This is a genomic window from Geobacter psychrophilus, assembly GCF_056821595.1.
On the sequence record NZ_JBXDTU010000004.1, the window covers coordinates 3535724 to 3561320 of the forward strand.

27 protein-coding genes are annotated in these 25597 nt (G+C 54.2%); 9 read left to right on the forward strand and 18 right to left on the reverse strand.

Going from position 1 to position 25597, the window contains the following annotated elements; translation table 11 throughout:
* The first annotated feature begins 13 nt into the window (after positions 1-13).
* The 5 genes from ACOCF6_RS18950 (at position 14) to ACOCF6_RS18970 (ending at position 4640) form a co-directional block, all read left to right on the forward strand.
* Entirely contained in the window at positions 14-445 is a 432-nt protein-coding gene (locus ACOCF6_RS18950) for a Fur family transcriptional regulator (RefSeq protein ID WP_482461883.1), read from the forward strand.
* A gap of 94 nt (positions 446-539) precedes the next feature.
* The gene (gene feoB / locus ACOCF6_RS18955; RefSeq protein ID WP_482461884.1) at positions 540-2525 is read left to right on the forward strand and encodes a ferrous iron transport protein B; all 1986 of its coding nucleotides are present in this window, start codon (positions 540-542) and stop codon (positions 2523-2525) included.
* On the forward strand, positions 2522-2719 hold the full coding sequence (locus ACOCF6_RS18960) for a hypothetical protein (RefSeq protein WP_482461885.1): 198 nt from the start codon (positions 2522-2524) through the stop codon (positions 2717-2719). Before feoB ends, ACOCF6_RS18960 begins: the two co-directional genes overlap by 4 nt.
* Positions 2716-3360 carry a metal-dependent transcriptional regulator gene (locus ACOCF6_RS18965; RefSeq protein ID WP_482461886.1) on the forward strand — a complete coding sequence of 215 codons (645 nt, stop codon included), beginning with the start codon at positions 2716-2718 and terminating at the stop codon, positions 3358-3360. The genes ACOCF6_RS18960 and ACOCF6_RS18965 overlap by 4 nt, the downstream gene beginning before the upstream one ends.
* A gap of 86 nt (positions 3361-3446) precedes the next feature.
* Positions 3447-4640, forward strand: a complete 1194-nt coding sequence (locus ACOCF6_RS18970; protein WP_482461887.1) for a cofactor-independent phosphoglycerate mutase — start codon at positions 3447-3449, stop codon at positions 4638-4640.
* A 65-nt stretch (positions 4641-4705) separates the two neighbouring features.
* Here the strand turns inward: ACOCF6_RS18970 and ACOCF6_RS18975 are convergent, their stop codons facing one another.
* Both ACOCF6_RS18975 and nudC read right to left on the reverse strand, forming a co-directional pair.
* Positions 4706-6655, reverse strand: a complete 1950-nt coding sequence (locus tag ACOCF6_RS18975) for a DUF6600 domain-containing protein (RefSeq protein WP_482461888.1) — start codon at positions 6653-6655, stop codon at positions 4706-4708.
* Positions 6656-6805: 150 nt separating this feature from the next.
* Positions 6806-7690, reverse strand: coding sequence for an NAD(+) diphosphatase (gene nudC, locus ACOCF6_RS18980; RefSeq protein ID WP_482461889.1), 885 nt, complete (start codon positions 7688-7690; stop codon positions 6806-6808).
* A gap of 110 nt (positions 7691-7800) precedes the next feature.
* Here nudC and mltG point away from each other — a divergent pair, with 110 nt between their 5' ends.
* A complete protein-coding gene (mltG, locus tag ACOCF6_RS18985) occupies positions 7801-8805 on the forward strand; it encodes an endolytic transglycosylase MltG (RefSeq protein WP_482461890.1) in 1005 nt (334 codons plus the stop codon).
* An 82-nt stretch (positions 8806-8887) separates the two neighbouring features.
* Here mltG and ACOCF6_RS18990 read toward each other — a convergent pair whose 3' ends face one another.
* The 13 genes from ACOCF6_RS18990 to ACOCF6_RS19050 all read right to left on the reverse strand — a co-directional run bounded on the left by ACOCF6_RS18990 (position 8888) and on the right by ACOCF6_RS19050 (position 18866).
* The gene (locus ACOCF6_RS18990) at positions 8888-9733 is read right to left on the reverse strand and encodes an HDOD domain-containing protein (protein ID WP_482461891.1); all 846 of its coding nucleotides are present in this window, start codon (positions 9731-9733) and stop codon (positions 8888-8890) included.
* A complete protein-coding gene (locus ACOCF6_RS18995; protein WP_482461892.1) occupies positions 9730-11661 on the reverse strand; it encodes a GspE/PulE family protein in 1932 nt (643 codons plus the stop codon). The genes ACOCF6_RS18990 and ACOCF6_RS18995 overlap by 4 nt, the downstream gene beginning before the upstream one ends.
* An 84-nt stretch (positions 11662-11745) precedes the next feature.
* Entirely contained in the window at positions 11746-12912 is a 1167-nt protein-coding gene (locus tag ACOCF6_RS19000) for a metallophosphoesterase (protein ID WP_482461893.1), read from the reverse strand.
* Positions 12897-13544: a ribonuclease HII gene (locus tag ACOCF6_RS19005; protein ID WP_482461894.1), complete on the reverse strand. Its 648-nt coding sequence runs from the start codon at positions 13542-13544 to the stop codon at positions 12897-12899. Before ACOCF6_RS19005 ends, ACOCF6_RS19000 begins: the two co-directional genes overlap by 16 nt.
* A 125-nt stretch (positions 13545-13669) precedes the next feature.
* Entirely contained in the window at positions 13670-14026 is a 357-nt protein-coding gene (gene rplS / locus ACOCF6_RS19010) for a 50S ribosomal protein L19 (RefSeq protein WP_482461895.1), read from the reverse strand.
* A 47-nt stretch (positions 14027-14073) separates the two neighbouring features.
* Positions 14074-14646, reverse strand: coding sequence for an RNA methyltransferase (locus tag ACOCF6_RS19015; RefSeq protein ID WP_482461896.1), 573 nt, complete (start codon positions 14644-14646; stop codon positions 14074-14076).
* Positions 14627-15370, reverse strand: a complete 744-nt coding sequence (gene trmD / locus ACOCF6_RS19020; RefSeq protein ID WP_482461897.1) for a tRNA (guanosine(37)-N1)-methyltransferase TrmD — start codon at positions 15368-15370, stop codon at positions 14627-14629. The genes ACOCF6_RS19015 and trmD overlap by 20 nt, the downstream gene beginning before the upstream one ends.
* Positions 15367-15888 carry a ribosome maturation factor RimM gene (gene rimM, locus ACOCF6_RS19025; protein ID WP_482461898.1) on the reverse strand — a complete coding sequence of 174 codons (522 nt, stop codon included), beginning with the start codon at positions 15886-15888 and terminating at the stop codon, positions 15367-15369. Before rimM ends, trmD begins: the two co-directional genes overlap by 4 nt.
* A complete protein-coding gene (locus tag ACOCF6_RS19030; RefSeq protein ID WP_482461899.1) occupies positions 15889-16119 on the reverse strand; it encodes a KH domain-containing protein in 231 nt (76 codons plus the stop codon).
* A 56-nt stretch (positions 16120-16175) separates the two neighbouring features.
* Positions 16176-16442, reverse strand: coding sequence for a 30S ribosomal protein S16 (gene rpsP / locus ACOCF6_RS19035; protein ID WP_482461900.1), 267 nt, complete (start codon positions 16440-16442; stop codon positions 16176-16178).
* 56 nt (positions 16443-16498) lie between these two features.
* Positions 16499-17860 carry a signal recognition particle protein gene (ffh, locus tag ACOCF6_RS19040; protein WP_482461901.1) on the reverse strand — a complete coding sequence of 454 codons (1362 nt, stop codon included), beginning with the start codon at positions 17858-17860 and terminating at the stop codon, positions 16499-16501.
* A 137-nt stretch (positions 17861-17997) separates the two neighbouring features.
* Positions 17998-18576 carry a sulfurtransferase-like selenium metabolism protein YedF gene (yedF, locus tag ACOCF6_RS19045; protein ID WP_482461902.1) on the reverse strand — a complete coding sequence of 193 codons (579 nt, stop codon included), beginning with the start codon at positions 18574-18576 and terminating at the stop codon, positions 17998-18000.
* A gap of 2 nt (positions 18577-18578) precedes the next feature.
* Positions 18579-18866 carry a putative Se/S carrier protein gene (locus ACOCF6_RS19050; RefSeq protein WP_482461903.1) on the reverse strand — a complete coding sequence of 96 codons (288 nt, stop codon included), beginning with the start codon at positions 18864-18866 and terminating at the stop codon, positions 18579-18581.
* A 77-nt stretch (positions 18867-18943) separates the two neighbouring features.
* Between ACOCF6_RS19050 and ACOCF6_RS19055 the strand changes: the two genes are divergently transcribed.
* Both ACOCF6_RS19055 and ACOCF6_RS19060 read left to right on the forward strand, forming a co-directional pair.
* Positions 18944-19192: a hypothetical protein gene (locus ACOCF6_RS19055; RefSeq protein ID WP_482461904.1), complete on the forward strand. Its 249-nt coding sequence runs from the start codon at positions 18944-18946 to the stop codon at positions 19190-19192.
* A 1-nt stretch (position 19193) separates the two neighbouring features.
* Complete coding sequence (locus ACOCF6_RS19060; RefSeq protein WP_482461905.1) at positions 19194-19682, forward strand: DciA family protein; 489 nt, start codon at positions 19194-19196, stop codon at positions 19680-19682.
* 508 nt (positions 19683-20190) lie between these two features.
* On the opposite strand, the gene ACOCF6_RS19065 is transcribed toward ACOCF6_RS19060, so the two are convergent.
* The 3 genes from ACOCF6_RS19065 to ettA all read right to left on the reverse strand — a co-directional run bounded on the left by ACOCF6_RS19065 (position 20191) and on the right by ettA (position 24865).
* Positions 20191-21264 carry a type IV pilus twitching motility protein PilT gene (locus ACOCF6_RS19065; protein WP_482461906.1) on the reverse strand — a complete coding sequence of 358 codons (1074 nt, stop codon included), beginning with the start codon at positions 21262-21264 and terminating at the stop codon, positions 20191-20193.
* 82 nt (positions 21265-21346) lie between these two features.
* A complete protein-coding gene (locus ACOCF6_RS19070; protein ID WP_482461907.1) occupies positions 21347-23137 on the reverse strand; it encodes a DUF4388 domain-containing protein in 1791 nt (596 codons plus the stop codon).
* A gap of 48 nt (positions 23138-23185) precedes the next feature.
* The gene (gene ettA / locus ACOCF6_RS19075; RefSeq protein ID WP_482461908.1) at positions 23186-24865 is read right to left on the reverse strand and encodes an energy-dependent translational throttle protein EttA; all 1680 of its coding nucleotides are present in this window, start codon (positions 24863-24865) and stop codon (positions 23186-23188) included.
* Between the two features lie 177 nt (positions 24866-25042).
* On the opposite strand from ettA, the gene ACOCF6_RS19080 reads away from it, so the two are divergent.
* A complete protein-coding gene (locus ACOCF6_RS19080) occupies positions 25043-25534 on the forward strand; it encodes a ferritin-like domain-containing protein (RefSeq protein WP_482461909.1) in 492 nt (163 codons plus the stop codon).
* Positions 25535-25597 lie beyond the last annotated feature (63 nt).

The following is a 25597-nucleotide window of genomic DNA, read 5'->3' on the forward strand; positions in this document are numbered from 1 at the left end:
ATAAGGAGCGCTGATGATCCTGCAAAAGAAAAAAACCTTCAATGAATTTGCAGCCAACAAAGGTCTTCGTTCCACACGCCAGCGCGATATTATCCTTGATGTATTCCTTTCCACCCATCAGCACGTCAGCGTCGAAGAGCTGTACCTGAAGGTCAAGTCCAGCAGTCCCGGTGTTGGTCAGGCAACGGTCTACCGTACCCTGAAACTGTTTGTCGAGGCCGGTCTGGCCCGTGAGATCCTGCTGCATGATGGTCAGACGCGCTATGAACATGTCATGGCCGGTGAACATCACGACCACCTGGTTTGTACCGGGTGCAACGCAATCATCGAGTTCGAGAATGAAACCATAGAAAAACTCCAGAACGAGATTGCTACTCGACATGGATTCATGATCAGGAGTCACAAACTGGAAATTTACGGACTGTGTGCAACCTGCCGAGGCTGATTCCAGCCATCATATAGCCCTCGTGTCGTAAACGAGGGAGTTTTTTTGCCGGTAAAATGAAAATGATTATCAAAAGCAGGAAAGGAAGCAGTGCATGGCAACAGGCAGCGACAATCAGCAGGAATCGGCGCAATCCAGGGATGCCGTCAAGCGGGTGGCCCTGGTGGGCAACCCCAATGTGGGCAAGAGCGTACTCTTTAATGCCCTGACCGGGGCGTATGTGACCGTATCCAATTATCCCGGCACGTCGGTCGAGGTTTCCCGCGGCAACGCGACTATCGATGGTGAGACGTGGCAGGTGATCGACACGCCCGGCATGTACTCGATCCACACCATTACAGAGGAGGAGCGGGTCGCCCGCGAGATCCTGTTGAACGAATCGCCCGACGTCGTGCTGCACGTGCTTGACGCCCGCAACCTGGAGCGGATGCTGGCCATGACGATCCAGTTGATTGAGGCCGATCTGCCGGTCATACTGGTGGTCAATATCATGGACGAGGCCGAGCGGATGGGGCTCTCAATCAATCTGGAACTCTTGCAGCAGCGTTTGGGCATTCCGGTGATCGGTGCTGCCACGGCCCGTAAGCGGGGTCTGGACGAGATTCGCAAGGCCGTGGTTGACTATCACTGCGTTGCGCCGCGCCATTTTGCCTACAGCCGGTTATTGGAAAAGGACGTTGCCCAGGTCACGCAGCATATGAGCGGTTCCTACATCATGTCGCCCAAGTCGTTGGCGCTGCTCCTGCTACAGCAGGACGAGGAGATTACCCGGCTGTTCAGGGAATGGGACCGCGCCGGTTATGCGGAGCTGGCCGAAAAAGTGCGCGAGATCGCCTACGACCGGCGTGAATCATTTCACCTCGACCTGTCGCTGGAGCGTAAGGATATTGTCAGAAAGCTGATCAAGGATGTGCTTGTTGCACCGGAAAAGCGGGTAATTACCTGGGCCGAACGGCTCTCGACCCTGTCGGTGCGACCCTTGACCGGTGTGCCGCTGCTGCTGATCGTGCTCTACTTCGGACTCTACAAGTTTGTCGGTGAGTTCGGCGCCGGCACGGTAGTCGATCTGCTGGAAAAAAAGTTCTTCGAAGGGTTTTTCAATCCCTGGGTCATAGGTGTTGTCAAGGGGATCGTCCCCTGGGAGATCATCCAGGAACTGTTCGTCGGCGAATACGGCATCATCACCCTGGGCATCCGCTATGCGGTCGGCATCATCCTGCCGATCGTAGCGACGTTCTTTATCTTCTTCTCCTTTCTGGAGGACACCGGGTATTTTCCGCGGTTGGCGCTGTTGGTCGATCGCCTGTTCAAGCATATCGGTTTGACGGGGCGGGCGGTCATTCCGATGGTGCTGGGGTTCGGTTGCGACACCATGGCAACCATGGTGACCCGCACCCTGGAGACGACGCGCGAGCGGGTCATCGCCACGCTGCTGCTGGCCCTGGCGATCCCCTGCTCAGCCCAGCTGGGTGTGATACTGGGACTGCTTTCAAAGGCGCCCGGCGCACTGCTGGTCTGGGGGCTGTGCATGCTGCTGCTCTTTATACTTGTCGGCCTGCTGGCCTCGAAGGTGATGCCGGGTGAGGCCCCCATGTTCTACATGGAACTGCCCCCCATGCGCCTGCCACAGCTGGGCAACGTCCTGACCAAGACCTACACCCGCATGCAGTGGTATTTCATGGAGATTCTGCCGCTGTTCATTCTGGCCTCGGTGCTGCTCTGGCTGGGCAAGGTGACCGGGTTTTTCGAAAAGATGATTGTGGCGATGACCCCGGTGATGGCCTCCATCGGCCTGCCGAAAGAGACGGCCGTGGCCTTTATCTTCGGCTTCTTCCGTCGCGATTACGGTGCTGCCGGATTATATGATCTGCAGACCAAGGGGCTGATGGATGCCCGCCAGCTGACCGTGGCGGCGGTGACGCTGACCCTGTTCATTCCCTGCATCGCCCAGTTTCTGGTAATGAAGAACGAGCGTGGCTGGAAAACGGCCAGCGCCATTGGCGTCTTTGTCAGCCTGTTTGCCTATGGCAGTGGGTATCTGCTCAACAAATTTCTGCTGGTGACGGGTATACTGGCGTGAAATGCGGATTCTGCGGACATGAGTTTGACGAGGAAGAGGGTAAAAAGGGGTGCGGCGGCTGTCCCGGCGGTTGCCACAACATTCATTGCCCGCGCTGTAACTATAAAAACCCGCTGGAGCCGGGTCTGATAAAATCCATCAGGAAACTGTTTGATAAAAATGATACGCCAGCTGACAAGGGGGGTCGCAAATGAAACTGTCGGAAAAAGCTGAAGAGGTCCTTGAAGCGCTGTGGGTGGTCGTGGAAGAGGAAGGGCAGGCCTTTCTTGATCCTGAAACCATGGGATTTCCGACCGATGATCCCGTGTACCTTGAGCTTGCCGGGCATGCCTTGATCGAGGTCCGCCAGGGCATGATCTACTTTCGACCCGAAGGGCGCGAGGAGGGGAAGGTTACCATCCGGCGTCATCGCCTGGCGGAACGCCTGATGATGGATGTCCTCAATATTCGAGGTGATGAAGGGGAATACAAGGCCTGCCAGTTTGAGCACCTCCTGAACGAAGGGGCCGATGTCAAGGTCTGTACCATGCTCAACCATCCCTCCACCTGTCCCCACGGAAAGCCGATCCCGCCCGGCGCATGTTGCGATGAGGCCCGTGCCCAGGGTGATCTGGGGATTGTGCCGTTGACCGAGTTCAAATCGGGACAGGAGGGCGAGATCGCCTATATCCAGACGGAAGACAACAAAAAGATGCAGAAGCTGATGGCCATGGGGGTATTACCGGGCAACAAGATCACCCTGGTCCAGTCGTTCCCTTCCTATATCTTCCGGGTAGGATATTCCGAATTTGCCATCGACACGAACCTGGCCCGGGAGATATTTGTCAGAAAATGATTTCGAATGAGCCTGGAAGGTTGACAAGCGGATGATTCGGAAACTAATATAACCGGATAATTAACTGTCAGCACAGAAAGGCTTTTATGAAGATCATCATTCTCCTCGGCGATGGTATGTCCGATGTAATATACAGCGAGTTGGGCAATAAATCACCGCTTCAGGCCGCAGAAACACCGAACATGGATTTCATGGCACAGCATGGGCAGGTTGGGCTGGCCAATACCGTTCCGGATGGCCTGCCGCCCGGCAGTGATGTCGCCAACCTTTCGGTTTTCGGCTATGACCCGCGCAACTGCTACACCGGCCGTTCACCGCTGGAAGCGGTCAGCATGGGCGTGGAGCTCGGTCCGGATGATGTGGCCTTCCGCATGAACCTTGTCACCATCACCCCCCACGGCAGCAAACTCTACATGGAGGATTTTTCGGCCGGTCACATCTCGACAGAAGAGGCCCGCGAGCTGGTCGAAACCCTGCAGCAGGAGTTGGGCAGTGCCGAGATTGAATTCCATGCCGGAGTCGGCTATCGCCACCTGATGGTCTGGCGGGGCGGCAAGGACGGCATGCGTTCCACGCCTCCCCACGATATCACCGCCAAGGCAATCCTGGAACATCTTCCCAAGGGGGATGGGGCCGACCAGTTGATCAACATCATGAATTCCTGCCAGATGGTCCTGCATGATCATCCCGTCAACCGCAAACGCAAGGAAGCTGGTCTGCTGCCGGCTAACTCAGCCTGGCTGTGGGGACATGGCAAAACCCCGAAAATCACACCATATCGGGAAAAATTCGGTTTGAGCGGCGCGGTTATCTCGGCTGTTGACCTGATCAAGGGGATCGGCGTATGTGCCGGTCTGGACATCATCAATGTTGAGGGCGCCACCGGCTATATCGATACGAACTATCTCGGCAAGGCCCAGGCTGCCCTGGCAGCGCTGGAAGACCACGATTTTGTGTATGTGCATGTTGAGGCGCCTGACGAGGCCTCACACTCCGGCCGGATGGATCACAAGATTCAGGCCATCAATGATTTTGACAAGCTGGTTGTCGGCACCGTACTGGAGGGGATCAAGAAGTTCGGGGAGTATGCTGTTCTCTGTACGCCGGATCATCCGACACCGGTCCACCTGATGACCCACACCGCCGAACCGGTACCGTTTATCATCTACCGCGGCGGGGCAGCGGCAGGCAATGGCGCGGCTTCATACGATGAGGAGCAGGCAAAGGCCACCGGCCTAGTTGTTGAAGGGCATCGCTTGATTGAGATGCTGTTGAAGTAACGACACTATGATATAAACTGACAAAGGGCATCCAATGCGGATGCCCTTTTTTGTGCAGGAGCTGTCTATCTCAGTTCCCTGTCTTTTCGTTCTTTGTCCCTGTTGTCCCGGTCGCCCGCATTCTCCGGTGTCGTCACTTTCCACACCTTTTTCTCTTTGGAGTCATTGGGAGCACGCTCTCCTCGTTGTGGTTGTGGTTGTGGAGCCGCTTCGCGGGGTGTAACAGTCTGAGGAGCTCCTCGTCTCGGTGGTTCCTGTTGCGGCTGGGCGGCAGGAGCAACTGCCGGTGTACTTGCCCGCCGTGGCTGCTCCACACGCTGGGGAGTGGTCACAATGGACGAGGGTGGGGCTGGTTGCGCTGCCGGTCGGGGAACTGGAACTATTGCCCGCTGCCGGTTGTCTTCACGCCTGGGTTGTTCCTGATGCTGCTGAACACCAGGCGCAATAACCGGCGGGTTGATGCGTCGTGGCTGTTCCGGGCGCGGCTGTACCGTTGCGGGTGTGGCAGGTACCGGTTGAGTTGTTGATTGTTGCTTGTTTTGTTCACGCTTCGCTGGATCTTCCTGATGGCGTGGGCCGGGAGCTGTTATATGCTCATTCGGCGTGACAGCCGGGTAGACAGTCCGGTTCTCCCTGACCGGCGGAGTCTGCTGGCCGGGTGCGGTTGTAGCAGGTGCTGGCTGCTGACGCCGGCGCTGTGAGCCTGCCTCAGGAATCACCCGGGGGAAACGGTTGCGCAATTCGCGACTGTCACGATGCTCGCTGCGGGGCGGGGCGACCCGCGAAGGGGTCTGCCGGATGATCGGCATGCGGGTTTCACGCAGCGGCTGGATACGCGGACTTCCTATGGAGATGGATACCGAAATGCCCGGGTTTCGTACCGGCTGTTGAATGCTCGTCCTGCCCCTCAGGAAATCATTGTGCGGTACGAGCGTCATACCGCCCCGCTGGTTGCGGTTCCGATATACAACCGTCGTGGGGTTGATGTTCACCGTGGTGGTAATGGCACTCTGCCTGCCATAGTATCTGCGGCCATAGAAGATCTCACCGGGGGCCAGGGGGGTCCAGCCGACTTGACTGCCGCTGGAGTACCATCCCACGAATCCGGGTCCCCAGTACACATCGCCGCGGGCCGGCGGCACCCAGCACCAGCCGAAGCCGCTTACAACGGCCCAGCGGCCGTAATGATAGGGAACCCAGCCCCAGTTTTCAAAGGATACCCAGACATAGTCGTCGCCTTTCCAGATCCAGCGCCCGTCGCGGTAGGGAGCCCAGTCGTCCGAAAGGGTAACGGACGGCCGCCAGACCATACCGTATTCCGGAACACGGCTCCAGGTGCCGTTTGAATCGAGATCCGCCGCGTGGCCACGCAGCTCGTCCGGCAGATAGGACTCGCTCCTGGCTGAACGGGACTGGGAACGGTCAAGGTCCATGTTCCAGAATTCCCAATTGTCGGCCGGGTTGAGCGGCAGGAGTTCGCTGTGCCCCTCCTCAAGGGCGATATGTTCACCGGCACGCACCTTTGTGCGGCTGCCATTACCCTCCACATAGGCCGTTCCCTTGAATATGGTAACATCCTCCTGATTGTTCGGGAGCATATCGATGCGCAGCCGGGTACGGGCAGCCGGAACCACGGTGGTGTCGTCGGCGTCTATCTGAAGCCCGTTGTCGCCGCTGGTCTGAGCCGTCCGCAGGTATAACCTTCCGCTGGCCAGGTGCAGGTGTACGAACGCGTCCTCATTTGCAAGCAGGTCGAGTTGGGAACCGCCATCCAGTCGTACCAGCGTGCCATCAGGAAGCTGAATTTCTGCCCTGCTGTTGTCAGGGCACCAGACCGCGTCCCCTTCATCAAGAGGTGTGTTGATGGATGCGGACAGCCATTCCTCATCATCAGGCGTCCGGAACAGAACATCGCCATCAATGTAGCGGATGTTGGCGGGGCCAATCATGCCGGCCAGCGCCAATGTTGGAGCCATGAATACTACTACCAGGCATATCCAGATGATTCGTTTCATGTTGTTCTCCTTGCCCTGTGCGGGCGTACGGTAGTGCCACTATCTCTTACACTCTGTAACGCAAAGAGCATGCCGTTCTATATGTCCCGGTATATCAAATGGTTATGGATAGCAACCCGGTGATCTGCCGCATATGAGGTTTAAGATGAGCTATTTGAAGTTGTCGATGATCCAGCGTGCAATGCTGCGCTTGCCCGGGAGCAACGGCAGGGCGTCAGACGGGAACCAGCGGGCATCCTCCAGTTCGCTCCGTTCGACGCGGATTTCGCCGGCTGCATAATCTGCTACAAAGCCGGCCATCAGCTGGGCCGGAAAGGGCCAATTCTGGCTTCCGACATAGCGCACGTTGCAGATCTCTATGCCGGTTTCCTCCCTGACCTCACGGATGGCACATTCCTCCAGCGATTCGCCGAAATCCAGAAAACCTGCCACCAGGCTGTATCTTCCCGGTATCCATTCCGCCTTGCGGGTCAATAACAGTTCATTGCCCCGCTTGACGAGAATAATGGCGCAGGGGTGAATATGGGGAAAATGGTGGTGCTTGCAGGAGGTGCAGCGTTTGCCCCAACTGGCGCTGATCGGTTCCGTTGCTGCGCCGCAGCGGGAACAGTGTCGACTTTGGCGCTCCCAGTGCAGAATCTGTTTTGCCAGACCTGTCAGGGTCAGGGTCTGGATGTCCACCTGCTCACAGGTATTGTTGAAATCATCGCTGACAAAAGGAGGTTGCAAGGCCTGACTGCTATCAATCGATACAACCCTCAACGGCTTGCCACGCCAGGTACCGATGCAAAGTGGGGGGTGTTTCACACAGAGCCAGGCTGGTAACGCTCCCTGCAGCAGGTTCAGTCCATCGCGTGTTTTCTCGAGTATTGTGCCGTTTCCCTGCAGGATTACCCAGGCACCTTCTTCCGTTATCTGATCCTGGGCGGGGGCACGGAATTCGAATTCAGACTTTATTGAGGAAAAGTTGAACGCTAAATTAACCGTTTCCGGGTATACAGCTTCTTCGCACGTGGGCAATTGTTTTGTTGTCATGGTTAACCTCAACGTTTATGAAAGTATCCTTGAAAAACACCATATCATAAAAGGGTACATTATTGCTGCCCGGACTTGACTCAGGGGGATTTTGTCAACATAATGCCGCTATGTTTTCTACCCGTTTTTCTCCAAAATTCCTGGTCGTGTCGGCTGTACGAATTTTGCCGCTCCTGCTGCTGTTGTGGTACCTCATCTGTCTTTTTGTCCCGCCAGGCAATGGTTCAAAAATACATGATATTTCATTCCCGCCCGGTAGCGGCATCCGCAAGCTGGCCAATGAACTCAAGGCAAGCGGCATGATCCGCAGCAGCTGGCACTTTATGCTGGTTACACGTCTGCGAGGTCAGGCCCATCGTCTGAAAGCCGGGGATTACCGCTTTAATGACGCCATGACGCCGGATGTGATCCTGGCAAAACTGGTTGCAGGAGACGTTGATTTCCGCAAGTTCGTTCTTCCCGAAGGGTATTCCATGCACCAGGCCGCAGAATTGCTGGAGCAGAAGGGCTATTTCAAAAGTGCGACCTTTTTGGAGCAGTGCCGGGACCCGGCACTGCTTAAACGACTTGGCCTGAGCGTGGCGACGGTGGAAGGTTATCTGTATCCGGCTACCTATAATCTGTCACGCAGTGGAACTGAGGAACAGTTGATCGCCCAGATGGTTGCCCAGTTTGAAAAACGGTATGCCGATCTGACGCATACGGTTGGTGCTGCGACCGGCTTGTCCCGTCACCAGGTCGTCACCATGGCATCGTTGATCGAAAAAGAGGCGATCGCTGCTGAAGAAAAACCCGTGATTGCCTCGGTATTTCATAACCGTTTGCGCATCGGCATGCCGCTGCAGAGTGATCCCACAGCTGTGTACGGCGTGCGGGCCTTTGCCGGGAAGGTCACCAAGTCAGACATTGAACGGCACTCTCCCTACAATACCTACCTGATCAAGGGACTGCCCCCCGGTCCCATCGGCAATCCGGGCATTGATGCACTTAAGGCGGTCCTGCACCCACCCACTACACCGTATCTGTATTTTGTTGCCCGCCAGGATGGCACCCACCAGTTTTCCCGTACCCTGGATGAACACAACCGGGCGGTGACGAAATACCTCAAACATTAAACCTGTGTTGCACTTCAATGAAAAAGCCGGACCCTGCATTTCAGGGTCCGGCTCAAAAACAGGGCTAAGAATGCAGTTCCTGTCACATGTCTTCTAATTCACCGGCATCCTCTACAACAATCTCCAATTCCGCCAGGGTGATTTCCTTCACCCCCAGGGCCTGGACTTCAGGACAGGCTATCAGGGCGATCTCGGAATGCTCTATGATATCCTTTCCAACCTTTCTGCAGGCTTCGTTGGCAAGTCGCACCACGGTCAGAAGAATATTTGTTGTGTCGAATTCCGCTTTGTGATGCTGGATGGAGATGTTTGCATAGGTTTCCGGCAGGCTCCAGGAGCGCATCAGGTTGTAGCCCACCTCTTCGTGCATGGAGCAGAGTATCTCGTCGATCAGGGGTTTGGTCAGGGTTATCCTGCTTTCCCCGCTGCGAATAATATCATCCATGACCTTGAGCAGCGCCAGTTTGCCGATATCGTGCAGCAGCCCGCCCATAAAGGCCTGGGATGACAGGTCCGGATAGCCGGCCTTGCGGGCCAGCCACTTGGCCCCGACAGCACAGGCGAAGGCATGACTCCACAGGGCCTGCATGTTCGTGTTGAGGATCTCGTTTGATGACTGGTAACTTTCAAGCTGTGATGCCATCATGGCCACATTGGCGATCTCCTGCGCACCGAGCCTGACGATGGCCTCCTTGATGGTTGCGACCTTGGAAAGGCCGGCATAATAGGAGGAGTTGGCCACCATCAGGACCTTGCCGGCTAGGGACTGGTCCTCGCTGATCAATTCCAGTACCTCGTCGATGGTAAAATCGCGCCTGGCGAGGGTCTGCTGGAGGCGTACCGCCACGGAATGGAATACGGGCAGGTCGGACAGGTCTCCTGAAAGATGCTCCTGTACCAGTGCAATTAATGGTTTATCCGTGCTCATTCATTTACCCCCAGAATTCTGTGCAATTCGCCCAAAGGCCGCGGTTTGCCCAGTTTGGGTAGATCCGTGATGATCTCTTTGACGGAGACCTGGCCCTGTGCGGCTTTTACCAGGCCGTCCTCGAAGAGTGTCACCAGTCCGGCTGTTTCAATGCTCAGTTTCCTGATTTCAAGGGAGCTTTTTCCCATCAAAATGGCCTCACTCAGGTTTTCGTTCATGATCAGTGATTCAAATATCCCTACCCGTCCTTTGTAGCCACTGAAGCGGCAGGCCTTGCATCCGCGCCCCTGCTTGAACTTGGCTCCGGCAATATCCTTGGCGGTGACGAACATGCGACTCAAGTCAAGCGGAGAGGGGGTATACGGTTCCGCACAAGCCGGGCAGATTCTGCGCATCAGTCTCTGGGCAACGATGCAGGTGATCGTGGATGCAATCAGAAACGGTTCGACCTGCATGGTCAGCAGGCGGGTCAGCGCCCCGATGCTGTCCTCGGTATGGAAGGTGGTGAACACCTTGTGGCCGGTGAGGGCAGCTTCAATGGCGGTTTCGGCCGAAAACTTGTCGCGCACCTCGCCCAGAACGATAATGTCGGGATCCTGGCGTACGATATGCCGCAGGGTCTCTTCAAAGGTCACGCCGATCTTGGGGTTGATGGAACACTGGCAGACACCGTCCAGTACGATCTCGACCGGGTCCTCGGCCGTAATGATGCTGGTATGGATATCGTTCACAAAATTGATGCAGCTGTAGAGGGTACTGGTCTTGCCGCTACCGGTGGGTCCGGTGATGATGACAACCCCGGTAGGTGTCTCGACGGCATTGTAGATGAAGTTCTCCAGCATGCGCGGTGCCATGCCGATGTCCTTGATATCGAGCAGGGAGGCCTTGTTGCTGAGCAGCCGCAGAACGATTTTTTCACCGTAGATGGTGACAAAGATTGAAACCCTCAGATCCAGGCTGACGCCGTGTTTGCGGCTTTTGAACAGGATGCGCGCATCCTGGTGTCGCCGTTTCTCGGCGATATCGGCCTGGCCCATGACCTTGAGACGGGTCGACAGCTGGGGGGCCATGCTGCGGGGAAAATCCTTGTAGTGCTGCATGACGCCATCCCGGCGGAAACGGACACGCAGGCGGTTGTCCATCGGCTCCATATGGATGTCACTGGCATGCTCGTCGATGGCATCATCCAGAATGGCGTTGATAATGCCGATGATCGTGTTTTCATCAGCAGCAACATGGGCCTGGGTCGATGTCTGCTCAAGCGCAGAGAGCGCTTCCAGGACAGTGGCCTTGGAGGTGATGGCCGGTTTGAAATTTTTGCCGAGCAGCCGTTCGGCTGTTTGAAGGGCCAGCTGGTCAAGCGGGTCGCCAAAGGCAACAACTACCTTGTCGCCGTCTCTTTCGACCGGGAGGATACAAAAATCCTTGCAGACATTGTGTGGGATCAGATTGGCGAGGGTTCTGTCAAGTTTTCCGAAATCGATTGTGACAACCGGATAGCCCAGCTGATATGAAAGGGTTTCCAGCAGTCGGCGTTCCTCAATAAACCCGCCCTCAATCAGGATTTCTCCGATTCGCTTCTTTCCGCCCGACTCCTTTTGCAGGCCGAGTGCCTGGCGCAGGTCTGCATCAGTCAGGTAACCGAGTTCAACGAGCAGATCGCCGAGACGAATATTGATCTGGCTGGATCGCAGGGATTCCTTTACCTGATCACGATCCACATAGCCGAGCTCGATCAGTGTATCCATCATTGTCTGCGGAGTTGCAATCTTCTTGCGTACCCGCAGGGCGTAGTTGAGCTGCTTTTCGCTGATTATGCCTTGATTGAGCAGCAGGGCGGCCAGAACTCCGGCTTCCTGTTCAAGCGGCACCAACTCAAGCGGAACATTTTCCTGCTGCTTGGGCACTGAGGGGCTTTGGGTTGTCATATGGTCACTCCCTGGGACGAAAAATAATAATTGGAAGCACTCAAAAATGCAACGTTCTTGTTGTGGGCTGAGCGCAGTGCGTGATTATGACGGCGGAGGGGCGGAAACGATATCGATGATCGTTACCTCGGGCGGGGCCAGCAGGCGCATGGGCGGTCCCCATGTCCCGCTGCCCCGTGAGACATGGATGGTTGAATGATGTTGCGTCGAGGTTGTTCCGCATGGAATCGGGAATTTCAGAAGAACAAGAAAATTAAACGGAAATATCTGCCCTTTATGGACGTGTCCGGATAGTTGCAGGTCGAACAGGCCGTCACTTGTGGCCGGGATTTCCGGACGGTGTTTGAGCAGGAGCCGGAAGCCTTGGGCAGGAACAGATCGCAACAGCTCGGGTTCCGATGGAGCGATGAGCGGCACCCCCGGGCCCCGATGGGCAGGGTCGTCGATTCCGCTGATTGTGATCCCTTCGGGAAGTGTGACGGATTGGTTGCGGAGTACGCTAAAGCCGGCTTTGCGGGTGAACGCCAGCGCCTGATCAAGGCCGGCATAGTGCTCGTGGTTGCCGGTCACGGCATACTTGCCGAGCCTTGTCGGTACTGCGGCGATCATGTCAGCCATCCGGTCCCGGTTCGAGCTGACCGTTTCGCGTGACAGTCTGCCGTCCACCAGATCGCCGGTTGAAATCAGGATGTCGGGATGTGCTGCCCTGACAGCCTGCAGAACGGATTCAAGCCGGGATTCGCGGAACAGCAGCCCCACATGTACGTCGGATATCTGTACGAGCCTGATGCCGGGCGCGGATGGCGGCAGTTTTGTTGTGGTCAGCGTTACGTGGTCAGTCCGGATATGACGGGCTTCATACAGGGCGTACGCGCTAGTACACAGGGCAAGGATCAGGGCGATTTCACAGGTAATGGCTGCGGTCAGATATCCGGGTACCGTGGTTTTAAAAATGCGCCGGGAAAGCCAGACAACAATCCGTACCAGGTCCGTTGCCGCCAGGGCGGTACAAAAGATAAAGACAGTTCCCATCCAGATATAGGCCGGCCAGGCGATCCACAGAGCTGTCTGTTCCAACCCGGCGCTTTCGGACATGCGTACCAGCAGCGGGGCAAGTGTCATTAGCAGCATAAACAGAGCCAGAGCTGCGGATGGCGAGCGTCCCGGAGAAAATGCCTGGCGCAATCTGACAAAGGCATAGATATGGATGCCACCGTACAGCGAAAGGAAGGAAATCAGGAAGATGAACATACATGTTCCTTGACGCCGCCGAAGGTCAGGCGGTGAACCGGGGAGGGGCCGAGTCGGCGGATCGCTTCCATATGCAGTGCGCTGCCGTAGCCCTTGTGGCCGCTAAAACCGTATCCGGGATAAACCAGGTCCAGTTCCCGCATCAGCCTGTCACGGGTGACCTTGGCTATGATCGAGGCTGCTGAAATGGAATGACTGAGTGAATCCCCTTTTTTGATGGTTTTCTGGGGGATAGGGGAGTTGATGGTGCTGATGCCGTCGATCAGAAGATAGTCAGGCTGTGGAATGAGTTGTGATACCGCCTCAAGCATGGCGTGACGCGTAGCCTGAAGGATGTTGATCCGGTCGATCAATTCGGGTGAGCCCATGCCGATGCCGACGGCGACCGCCTGGGTCATGATGGTATCAAAGAGTTGTTCACGTTTGTCCGGGGAAAGTTTTTTGGAATCATCGACCCCCCTGATGAACAGTCCGACGGGAAGAATGACTGCTGCAGCAACAACCGGTCCGGCCAAGGGACCACGGCCGGCCTCATCAATGCCGGCGATCAGCTGATAGCCGTTACTGAGCCCCTGCCGCTCGAAGGAGAGCTGGTCAACCGCTGGCAAACTGAAGAGTTCGGTCTGAATCATCGCTGTATCCGGACCCTGATAAACAGGATAAGTGCGTTAACTAAATTTTTTCCTGCAAGAAATCGCAGAAAATAATTTCTAACTTACTAAAAGCAAAAAGCCCCGCTGAGCGGGGCTTTTTAATCTTAAGCAGCTTTGACGTACTTGCGCTCGCGGATACGGGCAGCCTTGCCGCGCAGTTTGCGCAGGTAGAAGAGCTTGGCGCGGCGAACATGTCCGCGGGTGATGACCTCGATCTGCTCAAGGATCGGGGAGTGGAGCGGGAACACCCTCTCAACGCCGATGCCATTGGAGATCTTGCGGACTGTAAACGTCTCGCGAATACCGCCTTTCTGACGGCCGATTACGACGCCCTGAAAGACCTGGATACGCTGTTTGTCGCCTTCGACGATTTTTACATGCACCTTGACGGTATCACCAACCTTGAAGGGGGTGATATTCTTCTTCATCTGTTCGAATTCCAGGAAATCGATGGTATTCATTGGTTTGTTTCCTCCTCTATGTCTCTCTTTGTTGCGAATATATGTTTCTACTGCATACCTACCAGTCGATCGAGCATAATTGCCGCCGCTGAACGGACTGAGAGGTGATTATATGTGCCTGCTCCTGCAATGGGTTCAAGGATCAGGTCAGCTGACTCAAAGCACTCATCCGTTAGTCCCCAGCCGGTTCCCAAAAGAAGCAGGTATGGCTGCTCCGGATTGCCGAGCATCTGCTTGAATGCCGCTATTGTGCTACTTCCCGGGCGATGGGCCGCCCCCGTAATCACTGTTTTGACCGGTTCTGTGAAACCTTTCTGGAAATCACTGACAGCACACTCCAGATTGTCGACCACTCTTACAATATCAAGTGCTTCCTTGCGGTCTGGGTTATAGGCAGCACCCCAGCCGGCCTGCCAGTGCCCGGTAATCCTGAGTGCCAGGCACTGTTGGTCGTGCGACGGTGTAACGATATAAAACCGGTCCAGACCGAATGTTCTGGATGAACGGGAAATATCATGAAGGTCCAGATTGGTCAGCGCAGTCGTGACAATCTCGTGATGCTTGTTATAGACCGGGTGGTGCACAAGCGCTATTGCCAGATTAGCGACTGGAGGCATCATCTTGCTCCAGTTCTGCCAGGATTTTACGGTCTTCCTTGGTGAAGGCCATACCTGCCATGAGATCGGGCCGGAGCGCAATCGTACTGCGTAATGACTCGCGACGTCGCCATTTCCGGATCAGTTCATGGTTTCCGGACAGCAGCACCTCCGGCACACCCAGTCCCCTGAATTCAGGGGGGCGGGTGTAGTGAGGGTACTCCAGCAGTCCATCACAGAATGAATCACCCTCTGCCGATTCCTGGTTGCCGAGTGCTTCCGGGATGAGTCGTGTAACCGCGTCCACAATTGCCATGGCGGCGATCTCACCGCCCGACAGAACCACGTCTCCGATGGAGATGTCATCCTGGATACACAGTGAACGTACGCGCTCGTCGATGCCCTCATAGCGACCACACACGATGATCAGTCCCTTAAGTTCGGACAGTTCTGTGGCTACCTGATGGGTCAGCCGGCGCCCACGTGGAGAGGTCATCACCACGGTTGAAGCGGGGCGAAGCTTCTTGACGGATTCAATGCAGCTGGTCAGTGGCTCAACCTTCATCACCATGCCGGCTCCGCCTCCATAGGGGGCGTCGTCGGTGGTCTGGTGCCGGTCAGTGGCCCAGTCACGGATGTTGTGTATGTCAATGTCAATGAGCTGCTTATCTCTGGCGCGTCTGATGATACTTTCATCGAACGGTCCGGAGAACATGCCGGGAAACAGGGTCAGTATGTCAAATTTCATAAATCAAGCAGGCCTTCAAGCGGCGTGATAACAATTTTACCACTCACCAGGTCAACCTGTTTAACGACATCACCAATGGCCGGGATCAAATATTCACGTTTATCATTCCGGACCACATAAATATCACTGCTGCCGGTTTCAAAGATATCGGTGATTGCTCCAAGCAACATGCCATCATCAGTCACGACCTGAAGTCCAATCAAGTCACTCCAGTAATACTCGTCATCTGACAGTTTCGGCAGATTGCATCGTTTCAGGCATAACTCGTTTCCAACCAGTGGCTTGACCTGGTCGATGTCATCAAAGTCCTGAAGGCCTATAATGAATTTGCCTGAATTGGCATTGAAACATTTCAGATTGAGTTCACGCAACGTCCCGTCAGCTGATTTCAAGACAACGGATCGTGCCGCACTCAGGCTTTCGAAATTGCCCGAGTAGGAGTGTATCTTCAATTGTCCCTTGATACCGTGGGTACCTATGATTTTTCCAACCGGGATCAGTTCTTCCGAATCACTCATTTATTCCACAATTTTAAGAATAGCCTTGTTGTTGCCCTTGGTAGATACCGCATTGAGGATAGTCCGGATCGCCTTGGCGGTACGTCCTTCCTTGCCGATGATACGCCCCATATCTTCCTTGGCGACAGTCAGCTTGATAACCAGTGTGTCCTCTTCCATCTCTTCGGTTGCCATAACCTTGGAGGGGTCGTCGACCAGTGACTTCGCGATGGTTTCAACAAGTGCTTTCATGGCGGTATCCTCTGCTCATTGTAAAATGACCGGCGGACCGGGATGGAATACGGGCACTAAGCCGTAGCTGCGGCTACCTTGTCCAGGATTCCAGCATTTTTGAGAAGCTGTCTGACGGTGTCGGTAGGTTGAGCACCCTTGCCAAGCCATGCAATGATTTTGGCTTCATTCAGTTTGACTGCGGCCGGGTTCTTTGTCGGATCATAGGTGCCCATGTTTTCGATGAAGCGGCCATCCCTGCGGCAGCGCTCGTCTGCAACAACGATCTGATAGAAAGGTCTTTTTTTTGCGCCTGCACGAGCAAGCCTGATTTTTGTTGCCATTGTGATTCCTCCTGGGTTGTTCCTTCTGCGTTATTTATAAAACTGTGATGCGTATGTTATCCAAACGGCAGCATGCCCTTGCCGAGACCCCCCATACCTTTGAGGAGACCTTTGGGCCCGAGCTTCTGCAGTTGTTTTACAACTTTTTGCGCTTCGGTGAAGCGCTTGAGCAGTTGGTTAATCTCGGGAACAGTCGTGCCGCTGCCCTTGGCAATACGCAGTCTGCGGCTGCCGTTAATTATGCTGTGATTGGCCCGTTCGCCTGGTGTCATGGAGCGGATGATGGCTTCAATCCGTTTCATCTCATTTTCACTCGGCTGGGAGCCTTTCATCTGTTTCATCATCTTGCCCATGCCGGGTATCATGCCCATAATCGATTCCAGTGATCCCATCTTCTTGATCTGCTGGAGCTGGGCGAGGAAGTCCTCCAGATCAAACTGGCTCTTCTTGAGTTTCTGCTGGAGTTTGGCCGTCTCTTTTTCATCAAAAATCGACTGGGCCTTTTCCACCAGGGTGAGCACATCACCCATTCCCAGGATGCGTGATACAAGACGGTCAGGGTGGAAAACTTCAAGTGCATCCAGCTTTTCGCCGACGCCGACAAACTTGATCGGCTTGCCGGTAACAGCCTTGATAGAGAGGGCCGCACCACCCTTGGCATCACCGTCCAGCTTGGTCAGCACAACGCCGGTGATTTCAAGGCGTTCATTGAAGCCACCCGCTACGTTGACCGCTTCCTGGCCGGTCATTGCATCGGCTACAAAGAGTATTTCCAGAGGCTGGGTGGCGGTTTTGATCTCCGCCAGCTCACTCATCAGAAAGTCGTCAATCTGGTGTCGGCCGGCGGTATCAAGAATAACCGTGTCGTAGCCGTTCAGCTCAGCGAAGCGCATGGCTGCAACGCAGATATCGACCGGCTTTTGATCTGACGAAGAATCAAAAACTTCAAGTCCGAGCTGTTTGCCGACGGTTTTCAGCTGTTCGATAGCGGCAGGACGATAAACGTCTGCAGGCACAAGCAGCGGACGACGCTTAAGGCCTTTCAGATGTCTTCCAAGTTTGCCGCAGGTGGTTGTCTTGCCGGCTCCCTGCAGTCCGACCATCATAATTGCTACCGGTGGTTTTGCGGACAGATTGAGAAGATTGTCACTTCCTCCGCCCATGACAGCAACCAGCTCATCGTGAACAATCCTGATGATCTGCTGGCCGGGTGAGAGGCTCTGCAGTACCTCAACGCCGATGGCTTTTGTCCGGACGCTTTCAACAAAATCCTTGACGACCTTGAAGTTGACATCAGCCTCAAGTAACGCCAGGCGCACCTCGCGCAAGGCATCCTTGATGTTTTCTTCGGTCATTACTCCCTGGCCGCGGAGTTTTTTGAAGACCGACTCAAGTTTTTCGGAAAGGCTGTCAAACATCGTTGGTTACGTCGTCTCTAAAACGGAGTATTCTGACCCCTGAGCGGGATAAGTTTGATACGAGTCATTACGGAACTGACTAAAAGGGGATCACTATAAAGTATGATATTGAAAACTGTCAAGAACTATTTGGATTACTAGAGCTTTATCACCTGTCCGGCTGTCAGCAGGCTCTCGACAGTGGTGAGCATATTGGTTGTTGTCCCAGCCTGCAGTTTGTCCTTGAGCTTGAAGAAGTCCAGACACATTCCGCAAGAAAATAATTCTATACCCATGCCATGAAGTTTTCCCAGTGCTTCCAATACGTCAGAACCTTCGCAGGTCAGAAACACCCCGGTGTTGAGAAAAAGCATGCGTGAGGGCAATTCGCTGGATTCGAGAAGTGTATGGATGAAGTTTTTCATCAACAGTCTGCCGAGTTCCTCTGGTCCATCCCCCAATCGGTCGGAGGTTATCAGCAGAATGCGGCTGTCATCTGATGCCGGAAGAGAAGCGGGGCCGACTTTATCAGGGCCTCCGGAAATGGTGAGGATCCAGCTTGCGCCATCCTGTTGCTCGGCAACCTGATAGCCACGATTTCGTGAAAAACGGGTAACATTTTCACGGGGCGCGCCATTATCCAGAATCACCCGCACCCCGCCCTGTGCTTCCAGCGCTTTCTTGACGTTGATAACAGGAGCCGGACAGGCCTGATTTCTGCAGTCAATTGTTTCCATGATCATACATCTCCGCACAGATCTTGTTCGTTATGATATTTTCCGCCGCTAAACCTGTTGATGAAAGCAGGTAGCAACTGTTCCTCGGCAAGCACCCGCATGACCTCGTCCTTGATTTCCGGGCCAATGCGCAAGGCCAGGCCGCAGTCTGTCATCAGTTGCCGGGGAGCAGGAATGAGCAGGATCGAAAGCCCGCGGGATTTCAGGGTGCTTTCAGCCTTCATTACCCGGTGGGCAGAATTGAAGACGGCCAGAAAATCACCTTCCTGAACCATGAGTCTGTTCTCCATAATTAGATTGCCTGTAACAAAAGAAGCAGATTGACAAACGGTATGCGAGTTTCTACTATGCCCAAAAGGAGCAATGTATGCAAGTGTGGATCACTGCCACTGGACTCATCATTCTAGCTTTTGTTGTCAGCGTCCCGTGCGGGTATCTGCGTCAGAACTACAATAAATACTCATTCATGTGGTTCTTTCTGATTCATCTTCCGATCCCGTTTATCGTGCTTTTACGGGTAAAAGCCGGACTGGGATGGCAGATTATTCCGCTTACCCTGGGAGGCTCGGTGGCAGGTCAGGTTATTGGCGGTATGCTCAGCCGCCGGAGAAGGTAGCATGGCAAAACGGCCCCGATTGCGATATCCCTTGCCTCTCAGTGATGTTGTCCGTGTTGAGTTGACTGCAATCGGGTTGGCAGAACGTTTGAAAGAGGCCGAAATATGGCGGCTGTGGCCCGAAGTTGTCGGCAAGACAGTTGCTGCCAGGGCGACGCCCCTGCGTATCATCAAAGGCTCTCTCACCGTTGCGGTATCCAGTGGCCCCTGGAAGCAGGAGCTGACATTTCTCAAGGGAATGATGATAGAAAAGCTCAATGAACGTCTGGGTGGGGAGGTCGTCAGGGAAATAGTGCTCAGGTCTGGACAGATAGGCAGAGATGCTGTCTTGGCTCCGGAGCCACCAGAAGATGCACCCCGCAAAAAACAGCTGACAGCTCGTCAGTTGTCCTACATTGAGGAGCAGTCGGCAACAATTGCCAGCCCGGAAACCCGTGAAGCCTTTATTGCACTGATGACGACAAGTTTTGAAAATACCCGCAAAACCTGATAGCCGTATTCCCCATCCCCAGCCTTAACGCAGGAATCTCCCGGTTGAAACTAGTGAATGTGGCAGCCCTTGCAATGGGCCGGCCCCGCCTTTTTCATGGCATGGCACGTCCGGCACAGCCTGTGTGCAACATCCTTGCTAAACCCTGCAATATGGCCGGGGGTTTCACCGGCTTTCCTGTGACATACCTTGCAGTCGCTTTTGTGATAAGACTGGTGTGCTTTGTGGGAGAAGGTTACTCCATTTTTTAACTGAAGAATATCAGGATTGTCAGCCGCAAAAGAAGATGTTGCTGCGAGGAATAATACAGTAACTAGCCATTTCACGTTGTTTCTCCGTTGGGAAGTTGGAATAAGGCCGCTTCGGGAGCGGGTTCTCGTGTGGCAAAGTGATTGTATTTATTGGCAAGCATTTATTGTGCCATTAAATTGCCCGGCATCAATGTGTGGTAATCCTCGTTATTACATCCTCGTGTCTGTGTGGCTGCCCCTTCTTTCCAAATAATAATTTATTCGCTCTCGAACATGACCTTGCGTTCAAAATCCATTGAGTGGGTCAAACGTTTAGCATCCTCTATGGTTATTTTATCCTGTTTGTACAGTTCCAGCAGATGCATATCAAGGGTCTGCATATGATATTGGTTCGCCCCGTTTTCGATGTGTTTCTCGATTTCGTCCAGCCGTCCATCACGAATGCAGGCCTGGATGGTTGTTGTGGCGCGCATGATCTCGACTACCGGCAGGATGTTTTCGCCGGATTTATCCTTGATCAGGCGCAGGGAAACGGTTGCCACGAGGATATCTGCCAGTCGCTGTCTGATAATCTCCTGAGCTTCGGGAGGAAAGTGGCCGATAATTCGATTGATAGTCGAAACGGCCCCGTTGGTATGCAGGGATGAAAAAACCAGGTGTCCGGTTTCAGCAGCCTTGATGCAGGCGTCGATGGTTTCCTTGTCGCGCATTTCACCAACCATTATCACGTCCGGATCCATTCGCAGTGCTGCCTTGAGGGCGGCACTGAAGCTGTCCGTGTCGATTCCCACCTCGCGCTGGATGACACAACTCTTTTCCGAGTTAAAGATAAACTCGATCGGGTCTTCGATGGTGATGATATTGTAGCTGTGGTTCTCATTCAGGTATCTCAGCATTGAGGCCAGCGTGGTTGATTTACCATTACCGGTAGGGCCGGTGACGAGGATCAGTCCGTTGGGCGCTTCCGCAATTTCGGTTAGAACCGCTGGGATGTTAAGCTCCTGAAACGTGCCGATGTGCGGCGGGATGACCCGCATGACTATCCCGTAGTGACCCTTCTGGCGAAAGATGCTGACACGGAAACGGCCGCCGCTGGCCAGGGCGTAGGAGGCGTCAGACTCCTTCAGGTCGCTGCTTAGCTGGCGATTATTATGCCCCAACACTTCGGCAGCGATCAATTCGGTATCAGCTGCAGTCAGGTTTGCCATCTTGGCCCGGATGAGCTGGCCTTTTCCTCTGAAAAAAGGAGGATTGTCCACTTCGAAATGTATGTCCGAAACCTGCTTCTGGAAAGCGATATCCAGTATCTGGTGCAGCATGTTTATGTCCATAGAGGTCCTCTCTTTGTTAAAACTCTGACAGTCATATTATCATAAAAAAAAGTTATTTCCGCTCTGGTCCCGATTATCAGGGCTAGGGGTGCTGGGTTAATTTTTCAAATTTCTTTCGGTACTGGGAATTGTCCAGTACCAGTCCGGCGTGACGAGACACGATTTCCAGGTACTCCGTCTTGACCGGAGTCGGTGGCGTCTGGCCGAAATCAGCATAGATCAGAGCGATGACGTTTCCTGACATAATCAGCGGCAGAAGAAGAATTTTGCTGCTGTAGGGTGTGCCGATTATAGTGTAGAGCTGGGTTTTCAGCAGTTCATCCGAGCTGAGACCGTAAAACATGCGGCGCTTTTCAATTGCTTCCTGAAAAACCGATGGTTGCCCGAGAGAGATCTTGAACATCAAGGGGCTGGTTGGTCCTGAACTCTTGTCAGCATTGATACCGATACCTTTTTCGGCAATCAGGTCCGTAGCAACGGCAACAAATGTAATGGCCCGTTCAAAAAGGGAGGAAACGTACTGCAGTATTTCCAACGCAATCTCCGGAGGTTCCCTGAGCGCACCGAGGGTTATGATGCTCTCTTTTAATTTGCGCGCCGCCTGCCGGTCCGGTTGGGTAAAGGACTTTTCGATAACCAGGCTGAAGGATTGAATGAAACCTTCCATTGCCGTCACGAAGGAATCGGTACCATATCCCAGGGAGGGGCGTGGAAATAGTGTTTCAACACCTTCCTCCAGTACATGGACAGGAGAGGTTTGATCATTAAGTGCCGTGCTCAGCTGAAGAATGGAGATTCGAGGGTACGTTTCCCGTTTCTGCCGAAGCAGCAATGACACGGTTTGGTGTGTATGACCATTTCCTATGAAGGCCGGATCATCGAAGATCAGCAATGGCAGCAGGTCCCGTGAAAATGACTGCTCGATAATCAGATTGAGATTGGTGTCATCATCGGTTGTGAACACAATGTAGCCTTTATGCCTGCAGACCGTTGTAATCACATGTTTTATAAAGGGGTCACGACTGAACACAATCACGGCCAGCGGCAGTCTGCCGGATACGCCTGATCCTTCACCAATCATGGGCGTCGTTGAAATCCGGGTCAGGAGCGAGCAGAGTTTTTCCTGTCCGTCATGGGGGAGTTTGTCCAGTTCAGCAGCAATGATCGTGCGGTGCTCTTCAGTTGCATCATGATCCTTGAGGCCGATAAAGACGTCGGGAATCTTTTTTGTGAGACCGTCGAGGGCATCCAGGCCCAGCAGGTCAGCGGTGACGGATTGACTCGCGTTGCTGTTTTTTGGTATGTCAGATCCGGTTGCTTCTCCGGCTGAAAAAAAGATATCCTCCAGCGTGCCGTCCCGCATTTTTTCATCATAAATACGGAGCGCATCCATCAGGATCGCCTGGGCGTTCAGAAGTATTTCCCGCTTCAGTATTTCTGGAAAATAGCGGTATTCATCGCTTGTATCGACCTTTTCCACGTCCAGCGAAAAGGTACCGCTGGTCCAGGTCAGTACTTCGACGATGGTCATCTCAATCAGGCATTCCAGGCCGCTATAGGCGTTATCCGGGCTGATGGAACCCTGCTCGATCAGGGTTGCGATCAACGGTTTTCGGCCGGCTCCTGATTCTCTCTGGTTATGGAGTGCCTGATCAAGGCATTCCTGGGTAATGAAGTTTTTCTCGACCAGGATCTGGCCGATACGGACACTGTTGTTGAGATGATTTGCGCTGGCGAAATACCCGTCACTGAAGACCAGTTGGCTCTCCCCCTTGTCGCTTTTGATACTGAGGGTGCCGGATTTTCTGGTGGAATGAATCAGCTGAATAACATCAACTATCGGCAGGTGTGCCAGGTCTCCGGTGAAGGACATGAGAGCTTATCCTTTCATTGCAATGGATGTGGTGATGTGTCCGGTTAATTACGCGCGAGTCAGCTGACGGTATTTGATGCGATGGGGTTGGTCGGCGGCTGCCCCCAGGCGTTTCTTGCGGTCTTCCTCGTACTCGGAGTAGTTGCCGTCAAAATACACCACGTTGGAATCTCCCTCGAATGCCAGTATATGGGTGGCAATACGGTCAAGGAACCAGCGGTCATGGCTGATGACCACGGCGCAACCGGCAAAGTTTTCCAGGGCCTCTTCCAGGGCGCGCATGGTGTTGACATCCAGGTCATTGGTGGGCTCATCCAGCAGCAGCACGTTGGCCCCTTCCTTCAGCATGCGGGCCAGATGGACCCGGTTTCGTTCGCCACCAGAGAGCATGCCGACTTTCTTCTGCTGATCTGAACCGGAAAAGTTGAAACGGGACACATAGGCCCGTGAGTTGACCGCAATCTTGCCGAGCTGGATCTGCTCGTCACCGCCGGAAATTGCCTCCCAGATGGTCTGCTCCTGTTTGAGAGCATCGCGGGACTGGTCCATGTATCCGAGCTTGACGGTCTCGCCGATCCGTATGGCCCCAGCATCACACTGTTCCTGTCCGGTGATCAGCCGGAAGAGGGTCGTTTTGCCGGCCCCGTTGGCGCCGATCACGCCGACGATCCCACCAGGAGGCAGGTTGAAGTTCAGGCCTTCGTACAACAGCCGGTCGCCATAGCCCTTGGCCACATCATTGAACTCAACCACGACCCCGCCCAAACGGGGTCCGGGAGGGATGTAGATTTCCAGGTCCTTGGCCTGCTTCTCGCTTTCCTGGGCCAGGAGCTGCTCATAGGAGCTGATACGCGCCTTGCCCTTGGCGTGGCGACCTTTGGGTGACATCCTGATCCATTCCAGCTCGCGCTGCAGGGTCTTCTGACGCTCGCTGGCGGTTTTCTCCTCCACTGCCAGACGACCCTGCTTCTGTTCCAGCCAGGAAGAGTAATTACCTTTCCAGGGGATGCCTTCACCCCGGTCCAGCTCTAGTATCCAGCCGGCAACGTTGTCCAGGAAGTAGCGGTCATGAGTTACTGCGATGACCGTACCGGGATAGGAATGCAGGTGATGTTCGAGCCAGGCCACCGATTCCGCATCCAGGTGATTGGTCGGTTCGTCCAGCAGCAGGATATCCGGTTTTTTGAGCAGCAACCGGCAGAGTGCCACCCGGCGTTTTTCGCCACCGGACAGTACCTGTACCTGCGAGTCGCCCGGTGGGCAGCGCAGGGCGTCCATGGCCATCTCCAGGCGACTGTCCAGGTCCCAGGCATCCAGATGGTCAAGTTTTTCCTGGAGTTCGGCCTGACGTTCACACAGTTTTTCAAAATCCGCATCCGGCTCGGAGAATTTATCGGTGATGGCGTTGAATTCGGCCAACAGGTCGACGGTCTCCTGAACCCCTTCCTCCACGATCTGACGGACTGTCCTGGACTCGTCCAACTGTGGTTCCTGCTCCAGATAGCCGACTGTGTAGCCCTGGGAGAGTACCGCCTGTCCGTTGAAATCTTTATCCACCCCGGCCATGATCCTGAGCAGTGAACTCTTGCCCGAGCCGTTCAGGCCCAACACGCCGATTTTTGCGCCGTAAAAATATGAGAGTGAGATGTCCTTGATAACCGGTTTTTTGTCGTAAAACTTGCTGACCCGCATCATTGAATAGATGATTTTGTTGGGTTCAATTGCCACGCCGAAACCTCCTGCAATAAGATGACTTCTTTATTACACGCCCATAGCCGGAACTGTCAATTGCTTTGGCGAACTGGGCAGTTTCATTTGCTTGACAAACAGGACAAAAATGGTGTTATTTGAAACTAAGAGTTTATAGTATCATTTTTTTCATAACCTGCAGGAAAGGAGACGACCATGAGTATCGACGTGCAGGAGGCCATCAAGCGTTCCATACAGACCGAGAAAAACGCCATGAATTTTTACCAGTTGGGAGCTCGCCAGATGAAAGACCCTGACGCCCGCCGGATTTTTGAGACATTGGCCCGGGAAGAACGGGAGCATGCCGCGCATTTTTTCAAGGTGTATCGCGGACCTGATATCCCTTCACTGGCGGACTTTCTGGACATACCGGCCGATAACGAGTCCAACTGGATCAGCTCACTGGCTCGCCTGATCGGTGCTGATTTCAGTGAGCAAAAAGCATTGGAATTGGCCATGGAGAAGGAACAGAAGCTGGAGATCGCACTGCGGGAGTCCGCTGCGAAGATTGCTGATAACGAGGTGCGCACGGTGTATGAGTGGAACGCCCATGAAACCCACAACCACTATCTGCTGATCGAGGCCGAATACTCCCGCATCATGGGGATGGTGGATGAAACGGATATGGATACCTACGTCAGGGAATAACAACCGGCTCGCAGAACATGGTAACAACAAAAACCCCTAGATATACAAGGGGTTTTTGTTTTT